Source organism: Rhizobium sp. YJ-22 (assembly GCF_029601685.1).
In the GTDB taxonomy this organism is placed as follows: Bacteria; Pseudomonadota; Alphaproteobacteria; order Rhizobiales; family Rhizobiaceae; genus Metarhizobium.
In genome coordinates, this window is the sequence record NZ_JARRIR010000001.1 from 45,953 (window position 1) to 61,408 (window position 15,456).

Here is a 15,456-nt window from a genome sequence, read left to right on the forward strand (position 1 = left end):
GACTTTGCGGGCGATTTAGCCCGTTTCCTCGTCCAGCGCCGCTTCGCCCGCGGCCACCCGGTCGATATCCTCGCTGATGCCGTAATAGCGCTCCAGCATTTCCCAGCTTTCGTCCATGGCGAAGGTGCTCGAAATGTAAGGCAAGGCGATATGGCCATAAAAGACCGATAGCTGCCGCTCGGCCCTGGATTCGGGCTGGCCGGCAATGCGGGCGGTATAGAGAACGGACACCAGACCGGTGCGATCAGAGCCGGCCCGGCAATGAATGAGGATCGGCTTCGGCGCATCCTTGAGGAGCGCGACGATCTCGTCGGCCCGCGCCGGCGTCAGTTCCTCGCCGGAACTCATCGCGAAATCGATATGACGCACGTTCAGCCGCGCGGCGGTGGCGACTTCCTGCTTGTACCAGTCCTGTGCGCTGGGGCCACGCAGGTTGACCACCGTGCGGATGCCATGCGTGACGATATAGCGTTCCAGCCGATGCGCCGTCGGCTGGCCGGAGCGGTACAGCTCGCCTTCGATCACGGTGTGAAAATTGCCGGATATCTGCAGATAGCCGAGATAGCCGCCCATCGTCACCGCCACGGCCAGGGGTATGGCGACTATCGGACGATTGACGCTGAGGTACCCGCGCAGCCGCGCCCAGGCGCCACGTCTTGCAGGCTGCGGTTCAGCAGCAGCCTTGCATCGCGGCGGTAGTTCGGCCGCCGCGATTCGGCCGGCGAACGACCGGTCTGCGGAAAGCCGGCGGACCCTCAAGGCAAGCTCCCGCAGGTGAAAGGGTTTGGCCAGATAGTCGTCGGCGCCGGCGCGCAGGCAATCCAGCCGCCTGCGCACATCGTTGACGGACGAAACCACGATCAGCGGCGTCGTCACGCCGCGCGCCCGGATTTCGGCGATGAAGGCCAGTCCTTCGCCATCGGGCAATTGCAGGTCGAGGATGACCACGTCGCAACTGGCAAGTGCCGCCCGGCCCTCGGCCAGTGTCTTTGCCCAGAAGACATCCTCTCCGGCCGCTGTCAGGTGACTGCATACCGCCTCCCCGATGGTTTCGTCATCTTCGATCAACAGCACGGACATGGGACACCTCGTACATTACCGTCGATCCATGACTGCCCAAGCTGACAGACGCCTGAAACCGACGCGGGAAGGGAAAACACCGGGATCAGCCGGCGAGACGCTCGGGCGCGAAAAGCGGCGGGCGCGGCTGCGGCTCCGTCCGTGTCCGCTCGACCGCGATCAGGCTGAGTGCGAGCAACAGCAGCGCGGCGAAATAGACGACCGGGCCAGGCCGGCAGCGAAACCTCGACTGGCGAGGACGGGTGCGGATGCTCACGATGTCAGCCGTCACGACTGGAGCGGCGCATTGCCGGACGGTGCCCGGCAGGACGCGAAGGCATCGAGCGCGCCGTCATAGACCGAGGTCTCGACATTCATCAATCCGAGCACGGTGTGGAACAGGTTGTCATGCGACATCGGCGCATCGGCCTTGGCGCGCAGGCAGCTTAACGACAGGCCAGTGCGGCTGGCGAAGCCATCCGTGAACCAGGCGACGAAAGGCACATGCGTCTGCTGCTCGGGCGCCAGCGCATAAGGCGCGCCATGCAGGTAAAGGCCGTTTTCGCCAAGCGATTCGCCATGGTCCGACATGTAGATCATCGCACCGTCGATGCGCGCCGCGTTCTTCTGCAGCAGGCCGATGACGCTTGCCAGGAAATGGTCGGTATAGAGGACGGTATTGTCATAGGCGTTGACGATTTCCTGCGGGCTGCAATCGGTAAGCTGGGCCGTGTGGCAGGCCGGCTCGAACCTCTCGAACACCTCCGGATAGCGCAGAAAATAGGATGGGCCGTGGCTGCCGATCTGGTGCAACACGATGGTGGTATTCGTGGTGATCCCGGCCAGCTTCGCATCGAGCCTGTCGAGGAAGATGCCGTCGTCGCATTCGCCTTCGCGGCAATAGCGGACATCCTTGGCATCGTTGAAGCTTTCATAGCTGACGCGATCGGCGACACCCTTGCTGCCGGTATTGTTGTCCCACCAATAGGCATCGATGCCGGCATGATCCAGAATGTCGATCAGGCTGTCGGTCGAGCGCCCCTTGCGATCGGTATAATCCACGCGCGGATAGACGGAAAACATGCAGGGCAGCGACACGGCGGTTTCCGTGCCGCAGCTCGTCGTATGCGTGAAATTCAGGACGTCGAGTGCCGCCAGTTCGGGATTGGTCGGCCTGGCATAGCCGTTCAGCGAAAAATTCATGGAGCGCGCGGTCTCGCCGGCGACGATGACCGTGACCACCGGCCGCGACGAGCTGGCGACCAGCGGACCGACATGCGCATCCGTGCCGATCGGCCGGCGCACGAGCGTCAGTTCATCATAGGTCATGATGCCGAGATTGATGGCGGCGCTCATCGGGCCGAAAGGATTGATGCGCGCCATCATCTCGTGATGTTCGCGAACGGTCGAGGCGATGGCGGCGAAATGCGACAGGATCAGCCCGGCTGCCAGCACCAGGCTCACCACGACAATCGCCGAGTTATGGACAAGCTTGCCGAGGAAGCGGCGATGGCGCACCCGCACCAGCGCGACCAGCAGCGACGGCACGACGCCGTAGAACAGCACATGCAGGAAGAATTGCGGCGTGATCAGGTGCTTCGCCTCCTGCGGCGTGGTGACCACGACGTTGCGCATCATCTCCCGGTCGATGACGATGCCGAAAACATCGGCGTAATAGGAGGCGATTGCGCCGCTGATCAGCAGGAAGATCAGAAACGGCTTGATCAGATACTTGACCGACAGCGCCACCATGCCGGCGATCGTCAGCAGCGTCAGCGCCGCGGAAAAGGCGAGGAACGCGGCGTTGACGCCACCGAAGCCGATAAGCGCATGGCGCCAGAAGGCGAGATTGAAGACCGCCAGCAGATAAAAGGCGACGAGAAGGGAAAGGGTTGCGCTGCCGATTGCGAAACGTCGGTCGGTTCTTGTTGTCATGGCGGCTCCGTCGAGGCAATCCAGCGCGCGAGGGAAGCCGAAAAGACCGGCATCATCCGCGGGCGCGCATGGGTCATTGCGCTCCCTTTGCGCGCCGAGCCTGACACCAACCTGAAAGCAATGCAGCCAAGACCAGAGGGATTTGCAAGCGCGCGCGGCTTGGACTATGGACAATCCGCCGCCCTTTCCTCCCACCACCGGTCGCGCCACCCATGCTGAAAAGCCTTTACACCTGGACCCTTACCCTGGCGGCACGTCCCTCCGCCGCCTGGTGGCTGGCGATCATCGCCTTCCTGGAAAGTTCGATCTTCCTGGTGCCGGCCGATGTGCTGCTGATGCCGATGATCCTGTCGCGGCCGCACCGGGCCTGGCGCTATGCGCTGCTCGCCACCGTCTTTTCGGTGCTGGGCGGCATTGCCGGCTGGTTCATCGGCCGCTTCGCCTTCGAATCGATCGCCAGGCCGGTGCTCGCCTTCTACGGCAAGCTCGACACCTTCGAGCAACTCAGCGCGTCCGTCGACTACAAGACGATCCTGCTGCTGCTGATCACATCCGGGCTGGCGCATCTGCCGCCAATCAAGGTGGTGACGATCCTGGCGGGGGTGGTGAACGTGTCGCTGGGAACCTTCGTCGCTTCGGCGGTCATCACGCGCGGCGGACGCTTCCTGCTGATCGCCTGGCTGTTGAACCGGTATGGCGAAGCCATCCGCGATTTCATCGAGAAGCGGCTCGGGCTTCTGTCAGCGCTGGCCGCAGCCGCGCTGATCGGCCTCTACGGCCTTTACAAGCTCATGCATTGAAATCGATGCTGCGCGCCGATTCGCGCAGCAGCCGCGCCATCGATATGGTCGATTCGATGTCGCGCGCATCGCCGTAGCGCAGCGCGATGGACATGGCGTAAAACACGGTCGGGGATGCCGAGACGTCGAGGGCGCGTTCCTCGAAGTGGGCGAGTTTTTCATCCAGCAGGTGTCGATCGATCAGCATACGGGCTCGCGCGTCTCAGTTTGATGCATCTTGCAGCACTGGAGTCCAAAGTCCAGTGACTTTCGTCCAGACGCCATCTCCCGGCTTCCCCGTTTCGCGACGCTTCGGCAAGTTTGCAACAGGCCGGAGGGGTGACCGCCGTGAAGCTATTGAAGGCACTGGCAGTTTCAAAATCACTGATTTTCGTGCCGACCTGTAAAAGTTAAATGTCGGTCCCGCCCGCTTGGTTTACCCGACGCCGATGCATTTTAGCGGGGCGCGTGTTGATCGATTCTCTTCTGCTCAATTTCATGAATCGGGATAGCCTCAGCGTCGAGGAACAGGCAACCTTACGGCGGCTGGTGTCGCGCGACCGCGTGTTCGATGTCGACGAGGACATCGTTTCCGAAGGCGCGCGCCCGCAGCACAGCGCCGTGCTGCTTGACGGCTTTGCCGCGCGTTACAAATATATGGCTGACGGTACGCGGCAGATCACCGCCCTGCATGTCGCCGGCGATTTCATGGATCTGCATGCCTTTCTGCTGAAGACGATGGACCACGGCATCATCGCGCTTTCTTCATGCCATGTCGGTTTCGCCGACCATGCGGCGCTGAAGGAAGTGACCGAAACGCAGCCGCATCTTTCCCGTCTGCTCTGGCTCGATACGCTGATCGACGGGGCGATCCATCGCGAATGGATCGTCGCCATGGGACGGCGTTCCAAGCGCGCGCATCTGGCGCATCTGGTGTGCGAATTGTTCTACCGGCTGCAAGCGGTGCGCAAGACCGTCGACTTCAGCTTCCATTTTCCGCTGACGCAGATGGAACTCGCCGACGTGCTCGGCATTTCCGTGGTGCATCTGAACAAGACGCTGCAGCCGCTGCGCCACGACGGATTGCTGAGCTGGGTGAACCATACGATCACCATTCACGACTGGCCGCGGCTGGCGGCGCTCGCCCAGTTCGACCCGACCTATCTGAGTTGCCGCGTCGAGCCGCGCTGATCCGACGCCCGTTGGAAGGGATGGCCAAGCGCGTTTGCGAAGGTTATCACTGGAACGCCCGCCGCGATCGCGCGTTGCCGTGACAGGCGGCGGGTCGGGATATTGATGACGGGATGGCTTTCATGGATTTTGCATCGGCTTACGATCAGGGCTTCATTCGGGTGGCGGCCTGCACCCCGGCCTGCGAGATCGCCGATCCGCCCGCCAATGTCGCCGCCACGCTGGCGCTGGCGCGCGAGGGCCATGCGGCCGGCGTCGGGCTGATGGTGTTTCCCGAGCTCGGAATATCAGGCTATTCGATCGACGACCTGCTGGGGCAGGAGGTGCTGCTCGATGCGGTCGAAGCGGGCATCGCCGAGCTTCTCGCCGCCAGCCGCTCGCTGCGGCCGGTGTTGCTGGTCGGCGCGCCCCTGGCGCAGAACGGCCGGCTCTACAATTGCGCGCTCGCCATTCATGACGGCCGCATCCTCGGCGTCGTGCCGAAGACACATCTGCCGAACTATCGCGAATTCTACGAGAAGCGCTGGTTCGCCTCCGGCCGCGACGTGCGCAATACGCAGATCACGCTGGCCGGCCAGACCGTTCCTTTCGGCACCGACCTGATCTTTAGCGCCGCCGACCGACCCGATTTCACTTTCCATATCGAGATCTGCGAGGATCTCTGGGCCCCGGCCCCACCCTCCGATTTCGGGGCGCTGGCCGGGGCGACCATCCTCGCCAATCTCTCCGCCAGCAACATCACCGTCGGCAAGGCCGATACCCGCAAGCTGCTGTGCGCCGCCAAATCGGCGAGCAACTGGGCCGCCTACATCTATTCCGCCGCCGGGCCCGGCGAATCGACCACGGATCTTGCCTGGGACGGGCAGGCCTGCATCTACGAACTCGGCAGCCTGCTGGCCGAGACCGAGCGCTTTCCCGCGGGATCGCAGATGTGCATGGCCGATGTCGATGTCGAGCGCCTGCGGCTGGAACGGCTGCGCACCGGCACCTTCAACGATGCCGCGACGTTGAACCTCGGCCCTGACAAGACGTTCCGCCGCATCGGTTTCGATTTCGACGCGCCGCAGGGCGATATCGGCCTGAACCGTATCGTTGCCCGCTTTCCCTTCGTGCCGGCCGATGCCGCCAGGCTCGACCAGGATTGCTACGAGACCTTCAACATCCAGGTCCATGGCTTGATGAAGCGGCTGAAATCCACCGGCATCAAGCGGTTGTGCATCGGCATTTCCGGCGGGCTCGACTCCACCCATGCGTTGCTGGTGGCCGCGCGCGCCTATGACCGGCTCGGCTGGCCGCGCAGCGATATCCTCGGCTTCACAATGCCGGGCTTCGCCACCGGCGACGAGACCAAGACCAATGCCTGGGCGCTGATGCGGGCGCTCGGCATCACGGCGGAGGAAGTCGATATACGGCCGCTCGCCCTGCAATTGCTTAAGGATCTCGGCCACCCCTTTTCCGGCGGCGAGCCGGTCTATGACGTCACCTTCGAGAACGTGCAGGCGGGCCTGCGCACCGATTTCCTGTTCCGCGCCGCCAACCAGCGCAACGCGCTGGTGCTCGGCACCGGCGATCTCTCGGAAATCGGGCTCGGCTGGTGTACGTATGGCGTCGGCGACCAGATGAGCCATTACAATGTCAACGCCTCGGTGCCGAAAACGCTGATCCAGCACCTGATCCGCTGGGTGGCGCGCACCGGCGACCTGAGCCCGGCGGCCAATTCGACGCTGGAAAGCATCCTCGATACGATCATCTCGCCGGAACTGGTGCCGGCCGACGAAAGCGGTGCGATCCAGAGCACGGAAGACAAGATCGGTCCCTACGATCTGCACGATTTCTTCCTGTTCTACACCACCCGCTTCGGGCTGAAGCCCTCCAAGGTCGCCTTCCTCGCCTGGCATGCCTGGCGCGATACCGATGCCGGCGCCTGGCCGCCGCATTTCCCGGCGGAGAAGCGACGGGAATTCCCCCTGCCCGTCATCCGCAAATGGATGGAGACCTTCCTGTTCCGCTTCTTCACCATCAGCCAGTTCAAGCGCTCGGCATCGCCGAACGGGCCGAAGGTCACATCCGGCGGCTCGCTGTCGCCGCGCGGCGACTGGCGCGCGCCCTCCGACGGCAATGCCCGCATCTGGATCGACGAACTGCGTCGCAATGTGCCGGAGACTCTGGCGTGAAGGCAGGCATATGGTTTCTTGCCGCGGCTCTCGCAGCACTGCCGGCGCGGGCGGGCGACTGGCAGGCGGTCGAGCAGATCAAATCCTATCCCGTTTCCGGTCAGACCGGGGCGGAGCTATATGAGGCGATCGGCCGCAACGGGCCGGAAATCAGCCTTGGCATGCGCACCATCGCCCATACCAGCTTCAAGCTGACCTGGAGGCGCAACTACGAACCGCAGGGCGGAAATTGCGTCTTGGTGTCGGCGGTGCCGAAGCTGATCATCACCTATGTGCTTCCCAAGCCGAAGGGTAAACTGCCGGCGGCGCTGCAGCCGCATTGGCAGCGTTTTTACGAGGGCGTCCGCGCCCATGAGAAGGTGCATGGCGATTATATCCGTGATCTGGTGCATGCCATCGAAGCGGGAACCATCGGCCTGACGGTGCCGGACGATCCCGGCTGCACAAAGATCAAGGCGGAGATGACCAAGAGACTCGGCGCCCTGTCGCAAACGCAGCGGCAGCGCAGCCGCGATTTTGACCGCGTGGAAATGAGCGAGGGCGGCAATATCCAGCAACTGGTGCTCGGACTGGTCAACAGCCGCTAGAGCATTTCCAGCAAAAGTGCGAAGCGGTTTCGCGTCCGGAAATGCGTGAAAACAAAGAGATGGAGCGTTTCTGCTTTTCTCGTGGAAAGCGCAAGCGCTCTAACGCGAGCGACCCCTCTCAGCCGGCGAACGCCATGGCGGCCAGGTCGTATTGGCGGGCAATCCGCGCCAGAGCGGCGCTGGCGCGCTCGTCGCCGGAGCGCAGCGCCAGGAATAATGCGTGCAGGGCCTGCGAACCGGTGTCGTTTGCATCGCCGGCCGAATCCGACGTGCCGCCGAGAATGGTTTCCGCATCCGCCTTGCGCATAAAAATGTCCCCGAATCAATAAGATACACGCCATACAGACTCCTGTTCGGGACGTTTTTCAAGCCTTGTAAAACGGTAATCCGCCCTAACCCGGTCTGCGGCAACCCTGCCGAGTCCGGGTTAGCGTTAACCAAATATTAAAGATTGTTAATTGCTCCCTAAAGAATCCGGGGGTCGCTCTCGACTCTGCGCCGGATTCTTGTTTTTATGTCGGCCGTCTAAGGAAAACGACCTTCATGTACGGAGGAAAGGGGCGCTTTTCATGGAATACGACTGGACGGGCGCGCGCACCCGCCGGGCAAACCATTTCAAGCTGGGTCTGCTCTGCTTTGCCGCGATGACGATGATGGCCGTTCCGTTGTGGATCGGACTGGTCTGACGCGACGGATTTCGACATTTGAGGAAAACGCCGGTGGGACAGCACCGGCGTTTTGCATGTCTCAGGGCATGCGATGCAGCAGACGGCTGCGGACATAGTCTTCACCGACGATATCGCCAGCGATCTCTTCTGCCCGCGAGCGCTCGAAAGGCGAGCGCACCATGCCGCTGAGGATCACATAGGAACCGAGCGTCGTCACCGTGATTTGCGACGAATCGATGTCATAGGCCGAGGCAAGCGCCTGGGTGACCGCCGCCTCGACCGCCTCGCGACCCGATCGCTCGGGCACGAAGCCGTCGTCATAAAAACTCGGATAGCGGATTACCATGGCTGACACCTCACAGACTGTGAAAGCCTAACGCCCATGCGCCCCGCAGGTTCCCGCAAATCCGTCAGTAACTCGCTCCCGAGCCCACCTCACCGCCCCGGCCGGTGAATGACGACGCAAGCCGTTTGAGGCCGCTGGAGAGGAAGGTGACGTCGGTTCCGATGCCGACGAAGGTGGCCCCGGTCTCCACATAATGCCGGGTGATCGCATCGTCGAGTGTCAGGATACCGGCCGCCTTGCCGGCGGCGCGGATGGTGCGAATTGCGTCTTCGACCACGGCGCGCACCTCCGGCGCATCCGCCTGGCCCGGCAGGCCCATGTCGGCGGCGAGATCGGCGGGCCCGATGAAGACGCCATCGACACCCTCCACCGCAGCGATGCGTTCGAGATCGTCGATGGCGGCGCGGCTTTCGGCCTGGACGATTAGGCAGATCTCGGCGTCCGCCGTCTGCACGTAATCCGGCACCGCATTGAACCCGGAAGCACGGGCAATCGCCGCGCCGACGCCGCGCACGCCTTTCGGCGGATACTGGCAGGCGCGCACCAGATCGCGCGCCTGCTCGGCGCTGTTGACCATCGGCACCAGCAGCGAGCGGGCGCCGATATCGAGAAGCTGCTTGATCAGCCAGCTCTCGCCAACCGGCGGGCGCACCACCACTTCGGACGGCGAGGCTTGCAGCACCTGCAATTGCCGCATGATGCTGCGCACGTCGTTCGGCCCATGCTCGCCATCGACGAGCAGCCAGTCGAAACCGGCGCCACCGGCGATTTCGGCGGCATAGGTGTCGGCCATGGCGAGCCAGAGCCCGTAGACCGGGCGTTTTTCCTTGAGCGCCGCCTTGAGGCGGTTTGTCGGCGCGGGCATGATCGAAAAATCCTTAAACGATGAATTGCTTGAGATCGGTGGCCGGGTCGGCCAGCAGGGCCTTGTCCGGGGTGATGCCGTTTTCGATCATCTTCTTGCCGGAGACATAGGCCTTGGCGTCGTTGATGGCATCGACGGCGATCAGCTTGCCTTGCTTGAAATACCAGACCGAGGCGCTGCCCTCGCGGCTGCCGGGGCGCAGCAGCGTCGCATCGTAGCCGAGGTTGAAGCCTGCGATCTGCAGCTTGACGTCGTACTGGTCCGACCAGAACCACGGCTTGGCGTCATAGGGCGTTTCGCCGCCCATCATGACGGCGGCGGCGGCTTCGGCCTGATCAACCGCGTTCTGCACCGATTCCAGGCGGATGCGCTGGCCGCGCCAGGGCAGCATGGTGCAATCGCCCATGGCGAAGATTTTTGGGTCGGAGGTGCGGGCGAATGCATCGACGACGATGCCGTTGGCGACGTCGAGGCCGGCTTCCTTGGCAAGCTGGTCGTTCGCACTGACGCCGATGCCGACGATGACGAAATCGACCTCGATCACCGAACCGTCCGACAATTCGGCGCCGGTAACGTGGCCGTCCTTGCCGATCAGCCGGGTCAGGCCGGTGCCCTCGCGGATCACCACATCATGGTCGCAATGGATGACGCGCATGATATCGGCCGTTTCCTTGGCAGCGACGCGCTGAAGGATACGCTCGGCCATTTCGATGACGGTGACTTCAAGGCCGAGATGGCGGGCGACGGCCGCCGCCTCCAGCCCGATATAACCGCCGCCGATGACCAGCAGCCGCCGGCCAGCGCGCATTTCGCCGGTCAGCAGGTCGGCGTCGCGCTTGTCGCGCATGGTGTAGACGCCATCGAGATCGCCACCGACGCTGGCCGGCAGGCGGCGCGGCGTCGAGCCGGTCGCCAGCGCCAGCGTTTCGTAGCCGAGGCGGGTGCCATCCTGCAGCACCACTTCGCAGACCGTCCGGTCGATTTTCTCGACCCAGGAGGAGAGGTGGAACTCGACATCGTTATCCTTGAACCATTGCTCGGGACGGAACAGCAGGCGTTCGAAGCTCATCTCGCCCATCAGATATTTCTTGGACAGCGGCGGGCGCTGATAGGGCAGCGTCTCTTCCGCGCCGATCAGCGTGATCGGACGCGTGTCCTTCAAATTCCGCAGCTTGGCGGCCAGCGCGAAACCGGCCTGCCCAGCGCCCACGATAATCAACCTGCCCGTCACGTCATTCCTCCGACATCTCTGTTTTCGCATTTCCGGGAAATGCCCTGCCTAACCTCTATATTGCAAAAGCGGGGATTTGCGTTATTTTTACGGAGTGGTTGGCAGAGTTCGCGCTCTGCCAACCGTTTAGCTATCCTATAAGTTCAACCCGGACGGTCACTGACCAGCTCGTCCGGGTTTTTCTTATCGTCAGCGCGATCCTGATGGGGATGAACCACATCATTCTCACCTCCGTATCGAGGGCGAGGCACTCGCCCATGCTGACGCGGCCCATCCTCGCCAGCGCACCGGCTGGTCTCGGCGCCTGCTGCTTTCGCCCCCGAAAATACACTCATAGCATGTGCTTTTCACACTGCACGGCATTTTATCCATTCCATCAATGGGACGGCAGCTTTCCTTTGATATCTTCAAGATCCCAAGGAGGAGAAACGGAGGTTACCATGCCCCTGACCCCGCGCAGCCAGACGAGACAGGGTTTCGACCGCCCGGACCGGGCACTGCAACCTTACGAAACCCATATTCCCGGCCGGATCATCCTGGTCGGCCATCATCTCAGCGCCAAGACGCATATCCGTTGCATCGTCAAGAGCATCTCGCTTTACGGCGCGGTGCTGGAGGTCAGCCCCTATCTCAGCTTCCCGAACAATTTCTTCCTGGAGATCCTCGGCATCCGCGACGAGATCGGCTGCACGATCATCACCCGCGAGGAGGAAATCGTTACTATCGGCTTCAACATGCTGCTGGCCCAGGAATTCCTGATGCATGTGCTGCGGCTGGGGCACGAAACGACGCACTGAACACATCCGGCGAAACCGGTTTGCAGTAGCCATGAAACTGCATCCCTTTGTTTTGTGGCATTTCCGAACGGAAAACCGGTTCCCACTTTTCCTGGAAATGCTTTATGGTGGCGACCGTTCGCCACCATCGTTTCACCCGGAATTCCTGCCCGCATGTCCACATTCTCGCGCTTCACGCCGCTGGTCGGCGCCCTTCCCGCCACCGTTCCCTTCGTCGGCCCCGAAGCCATCGAGCGCCAGCGCGGCCTCAAGGTCCGGGCGCGCATCGGCGCCAATGAAAACGGTTTCGGGCCGGCGCCCTCGGTTCTGGAAGCCATCACAGCGGCGGCGGCGGAGACGTGGAAATACAATGATCCGGAAAACTTCGAGCTGAAGCAGGCGCTCGCCGCCCATCACGGGATCCGGCCTGATAATATCGCCATCGGCGAAGGCATCGACAGCCTGCTGGGACTGATCGTGCGGCTGGTGGTCGAGCCGGGCACGACCGTCGTCACCTCGCTCGGCGCCTATCCGACCTTCAATTATCATGCCAACGGTTTCGGCTGCCGGCTGGTCACCGTGCCCTATGCCGGTGACAAGGAGGATCTCTCCGGCCTGCTCGACGCGGTGGGCCAGGAAGACGCAACGCTCGTCTATTTCGCCAATCCCGACAATCCCATGGGAAGCTGGCGGGAGGCGGACGAGGTGCTGGCCTTCGCCCGCGCCGTGCCGGAAACCTGCCTCGTCATCCTCGACGAGGCCTATTGCGAGACCGGGCCGATGAGCGCCCTGCCTTCGCTTGCCTCGCTACTCGACCGGCCGAACGTCATCCGCACCCGCACCTTCTCGAAAGCCTATGGGCTGGCCGGCGCGCGGGTCGGTTACGCCATCGGCACGCCCGGCACGATCCAGGCCTTCGACAAGATCCGCCATCATTTCGGCATGAACCGCATCGGCATGGCGGCGGCACTGGCGGCGCTGGCCGATCAGGATTACCTGCATGAAGTCGTCGGGAAGATCGCCGCGGCGCGGGCGCGGATCGGCGTCATCGCCCGAGACAGTGGTCTCGTCGCCCTGCCCTCGGCGACCAATTTCGTCGCCGTCGATTGCTTGCGCGATGGCACTTATGCGCGCGCCATCGTCGACGGTCTGATGGAGCACGGCGTCTTCATCCGCATGCCCGGCGTCGCGCCGCTCAACCGCTGCATCCGCATCAGTGTCGGGCCGCAGCCCGATCTCGACCTGCTGGCCGAAACGCTACCGAAAGTCCTGAAAAGCATAGGCTAGATACGACAAAACCGCGCCGGCCTTGTTCCTGCCGGTCGCGGTTTCCAGTCGTCAAAAAAGTCCATGTCAGTGATGGGTCATCCATTCGCGGGCGGCGCGCAGGGCCTCGGCGAGCTGCATCTTGCTCATGGTGGCGGCGAGATCGGCGCGCAGTTCTGCGGCACGGTCGGACCCTTTGATCGCGGCGATGTTCAACCATTTGTGCGCCGCGACCAGATCGATGTCGCAACCGCGTCCGGTCGCATACATCAGCCCCATATCGCAGAGGACGTCAGCGCGGGCTTCGCCACCCATGGTGGCCATTTCGGAATTGCGAATTTCAAAGCGTGCCATCGGATTTGTCCCTGTTGATGCCTGTTGGTCTTTCAAGTCCCTGTTTCGATCGCCCCTGAAGGGCTCCCCTTGCGGCCGTCGCCCTTGTTTTTCGGGGCTTGTCCGGTCGGTCGGGGCGGCAGGTTTTCCCTGCTCGTTTGATGGCTTGACTATGCCAGAGGGCTTTCAACACGCGTTTAAAATGCATGCTTAAGAGGCGACAAACAAAATGCAAACACACGGTAAATGCAGGATTCGATTAAACATTCCGGCCCTTGCAAATGAAGGGTTTCGCCTCGAATTTTACGAAAATGCAAGACTTGGATTTCAACGCTTGCTTTACCACGAATCCGCTCGATATCTTTTTTTCGCATTCGAAGGGTGCGGCTGAACCCAGGATGAACGGCCGTCTCAGCCGGTATTCAGATGCAGTGTTCCATTTTGAGATCATCAAGTGGGATCGGGAATATCAAGGGGAACAGCCATGGAAGTCGTCGCACGCCGCCTCACCATCATCATGCTCAGCGCCTTCGTCTTCGCCATGGGCTTTTCGGCGGCGGTGAACCATTCGGCGCAATCGCCGCTGAAGATGCGCAGCGGCACCGCAGCCCCCTGCTATCACACCGAAAGCCCCTATTGCACCGCGATCCTCTGAGGAATTTTGCGGGATATTCGAGCGGGATCTTTTGCTTGTCACCGTTCTGCTCCTATACTGGCGCATGAACAAACGAATCTCTCCGCTACCCTTCGTCTCGCCCGAGGCGTTCAAACCGCAAAGCTTCGACAATGCCGTCGAGGCCGTCGACGCGCTGACCGCGCTTTACGAGCGCAATACCGCCTTCCTGACCGAGGCGTTCAAGGCGCTGGCCAAGGGTGCGCCGATCATCGGCCGCTACCGCGCCTGCTACCCGCAGGTCAGCCTGGAAACCAGCAGCTTCGGCCATGTGGATTCACGCCTGTCCTACGGCCACGTCACGGCGCCCGGCATCTACACGACGACCGTCACCCGCCCGAAACTGTTTCGGCATTATCTCAAGCAGCAGATCGACCTGCTGCTGCGAAACCACAATGTTCCGATCCTCGTCTCGGAATCTGCGACGCCGATCCCGCTGCATTTCGCTTTTGGCGAAGGCGCCTATGTCGAGGCGGAAGCCAGTTCCTCGCTTTCCGACGTGCCCCTGCGCGACCTGTTCGACACGCCCGATCTCAACAACACGGACGACCAGATCACCAATGGCGAATACGAGCAGCCGGCGGGAGAACCTGCGCCGCTCGCGCCCTTCACCGCCCAGCGCATCGATTATTCGCTGGCGCGGCTCAGCCACTACACGGCGACCAGCCCGAACCATTTCCAGAATTTCGTGCTGTTCACCAACTACCAGTTCTATATCGACGAATTCTGCACCTTCGCGCGCGAGCTGATGGCCAGAGGCGGCGAAGGCTATACCGAGTTCGTCGAGCCCGGCAACATCGTCACGCCCGCCGGCTCCGACAGGCCGGAGACGGATTTGACGCTTGGCCGCCTGCCGCAGATGCCGGCCTATCACCTGAAGAAAAAGGGCCATGCCGGCATCACCATGGTCAATATCGGCGTCGGCCCCTCCAACGCCAAGACGATCACCGACCATGTCGCGGTGTTGCGACCGCATGCCTGGCTGATGCTCGGTCATTGCGCCGGGCTTCGCAACAGCCAGCGGCTCGGCGACTATGTGCTTGCCCATGCCTATGTGCGCGAGGACCATGTTCTCGACGACGACCTGCCCGTCTGGGTGCCGATCCCCGCGCTTGCCGAAGTGCAGGTGGCGCTGGAGGCCGCTGTCGCCGAAGTCACCGGTTACGAGGGTTTTGAGCTGAAGCGCATCATGCGCACCGGCACCGTCGCCACCATCGACAACCGCAACTGGGAGCTTCGCGACCAGCGTGGGCCGGTCAAGCGCCTGTCGCAATCGCGCGCCATCGCGCTCGACATGGAATCGGCCACCATCGCCGCCAACGGTTTCCGCTTCCGCGTGCCCTACGGCACGCTGCTCTGCGTCTCCGACAAGCCGCTGCATGGCGAATTGAAACTGCCTGGCATGGCGACCGCCTTCTACAAGACCCAGGTCAGCCAGCACCTGCAGATCGGCATCCGCGCCGTACAGAAACTGGCGGCGATGCCGAACGAGGCGCTGCATTCGCGAAAATTGCGCAGTTTTTACGAGACGGCATTCCAGTAAACGCCGTTTCCAGTCAGCCCAACGAGAAAA

General features: G+C 62.4%; 17 protein-coding genes. 8 read left to right on the forward strand and 9 right to left on the reverse strand.

Going from position 1 to position 15,456, the window contains the following annotated elements:
- Positions 1-15: 15 nt before the first annotated feature.
- The 3 genes from P7F60_RS30810 to P7F60_RS00220 all read right to left on the reverse strand — a co-directional run bounded on the left by P7F60_RS30810 (position 16) and on the right by P7F60_RS00220 (position 2,994).
- Entirely contained in the window at positions 16-1,080 is a 1,065-nt protein-coding gene (locus tag P7F60_RS30810) for a response regulator (protein ID WP_347276849.1), read from the reverse strand.
- A gap of 85 nt (positions 1,081-1,165) precedes the next feature.
- On the reverse strand, positions 1,166-1,336 hold the full coding sequence (locus tag P7F60_RS00215) for a hypothetical protein (protein WP_277915694.1): 171 nt from the start codon (positions 1,334-1,336) through the stop codon (positions 1,166-1,168).
- 11 nt (positions 1,337-1,347) lie between these two features.
- The gene (locus tag P7F60_RS00220; protein WP_277915695.1) at positions 1,348-2,994 is read right to left on the reverse strand and encodes a phosphoethanolamine--lipid A transferase; all 1,647 of its coding nucleotides are present in this window, start codon (positions 2,992-2,994) and stop codon (positions 1,348-1,350) included.
- 212 nt (positions 2,995-3,206) lie between these two features.
- Between P7F60_RS00220 and P7F60_RS00225 the strand changes: the two genes are divergently transcribed.
- Complete coding sequence (locus tag P7F60_RS00225) at positions 3,207-3,794, forward strand: YqaA family protein (RefSeq protein ID WP_277915696.1); 588 nt, start codon at positions 3,207-3,209, stop codon at positions 3,792-3,794.
- Here P7F60_RS00225 and P7F60_RS00230 read toward each other — a convergent pair.
- Positions 3,784-3,981: a hypothetical protein gene (locus P7F60_RS00230; RefSeq protein WP_277915697.1), complete on the reverse strand. Its 198-nt coding sequence runs from the start codon at positions 3,979-3,981 to the stop codon at positions 3,784-3,786. The genes P7F60_RS00225 and P7F60_RS00230 overlap by 11 nt on opposite strands.
- A 263-nt stretch (positions 3,982-4,244) precedes the next feature.
- Between P7F60_RS00230 and P7F60_RS00235 the strand changes: the two genes are divergently transcribed.
- From P7F60_RS00235 to P7F60_RS00245, 3 genes are all read left to right on the forward strand, one after another.
- Complete coding sequence (locus tag P7F60_RS00235) at positions 4,245-4,964, forward strand: Crp/Fnr family transcriptional regulator (protein WP_277915698.1); 720 nt, start codon at positions 4,245-4,247, stop codon at positions 4,962-4,964.
- Positions 4,965-5,086: 122 nt separating this feature from the next.
- The gene (locus tag P7F60_RS00240) at positions 5,087-7,138 is read left to right on the forward strand and encodes an NAD(+) synthase (protein WP_277915699.1); all 2,052 of its coding nucleotides are present in this window, start codon (positions 5,087-5,089) and stop codon (positions 7,136-7,138) included.
- Complete coding sequence (locus tag P7F60_RS00245; RefSeq protein WP_277915700.1) at positions 7,135-7,725, forward strand: DUF922 domain-containing protein; 591 nt, start codon at positions 7,135-7,137, stop codon at positions 7,723-7,725. The genes P7F60_RS00240 and P7F60_RS00245 overlap by 4 nt, the downstream gene beginning before the upstream one ends.
- Before the next feature lie 118 nt (positions 7,726-7,843).
- Here the strand turns inward: P7F60_RS00245 and P7F60_RS00250 are convergent, their stop codons facing one another.
- From P7F60_RS00250 to P7F60_RS00265, 4 genes are all read right to left on the reverse strand, one after another.
- Positions 7,844-8,032 carry a hypothetical protein gene (locus tag P7F60_RS00250; RefSeq protein ID WP_277915701.1) on the reverse strand — a complete coding sequence of 63 codons (189 nt, stop codon included), beginning with the start codon at positions 8,030-8,032 and terminating at the stop codon, positions 7,844-7,846.
- A gap of 440 nt (positions 8,033-8,472) precedes the next feature.
- A complete protein-coding gene (locus P7F60_RS00255) occupies positions 8,473-8,739 on the reverse strand; it encodes a BON domain-containing protein (RefSeq protein ID WP_277915702.1) in 267 nt (88 codons plus the stop codon).
- 64 nt (positions 8,740-8,803) lie between these two features.
- The gene (gene hpaI / locus P7F60_RS00260; RefSeq protein ID WP_277915703.1) at positions 8,804-9,604 is read right to left on the reverse strand and encodes a 4-hydroxy-2-oxoheptanedioate aldolase; all 801 of its coding nucleotides are present in this window, start codon (positions 9,602-9,604) and stop codon (positions 8,804-8,806) included.
- A 13-nt stretch (positions 9,605-9,617) separates the two neighbouring features.
- On the reverse strand, positions 9,618-10,835 hold the full coding sequence (locus tag P7F60_RS00265) for an FAD-dependent oxidoreductase (protein WP_277915704.1): 1,218 nt from the start codon (positions 10,833-10,835) through the stop codon (positions 9,618-9,620).
- A gap of 440 nt (positions 10,836-11,275) precedes the next feature.
- On the opposite strand from P7F60_RS00265, the gene P7F60_RS00270 reads away from it, so the two are divergent.
- Both P7F60_RS00270 and P7F60_RS00275 read left to right on the forward strand, forming a co-directional pair.
- Positions 11,276-11,632, forward strand: a complete 357-nt coding sequence (locus tag P7F60_RS00270; RefSeq protein ID WP_277915705.1) for a hypothetical protein — start codon at positions 11,276-11,278, stop codon at positions 11,630-11,632.
- A 153-nt stretch (positions 11,633-11,785) separates the two neighbouring features.
- Positions 11,786-12,898 carry a pyridoxal phosphate-dependent aminotransferase gene (locus P7F60_RS00275; RefSeq protein ID WP_277915706.1) on the forward strand — a complete coding sequence of 371 codons (1,113 nt, stop codon included), beginning with the start codon at positions 11,786-11,788 and terminating at the stop codon, positions 12,896-12,898.
- Between the two features lie 66 nt (positions 12,899-12,964).
- Here P7F60_RS00275 and P7F60_RS00280 read toward each other — a convergent pair whose 3' ends face one another.
- On the reverse strand, positions 12,965-13,231 hold the full coding sequence (locus P7F60_RS00280; protein WP_277915707.1) for a sel1 repeat family protein: 267 nt from the start codon (positions 13,229-13,231) through the stop codon (positions 12,965-12,967).
- Between the two features lie 463 nt (positions 13,232-13,694).
- On the opposite strand from P7F60_RS00280, the gene P7F60_RS00285 reads away from it, so the two are divergent.
- Together P7F60_RS00285 and amn are read left to right on the forward strand one after the other, a co-directional pair.
- Positions 13,695-13,865 carry a hypothetical protein gene (locus tag P7F60_RS00285; RefSeq protein WP_277915708.1) on the forward strand — a complete coding sequence of 57 codons (171 nt, stop codon included), beginning with the start codon at positions 13,695-13,697 and terminating at the stop codon, positions 13,863-13,865.
- A gap of 64 nt (positions 13,866-13,929) precedes the next feature.
- Positions 13,930-15,426 carry an AMP nucleosidase gene (gene amn / locus P7F60_RS00290; protein ID WP_277915709.1) on the forward strand — a complete coding sequence of 499 codons (1,497 nt, stop codon included), beginning with the start codon at positions 13,930-13,932 and terminating at the stop codon, positions 15,424-15,426.
- Positions 15,427-15,456 lie beyond the last annotated feature (30 nt).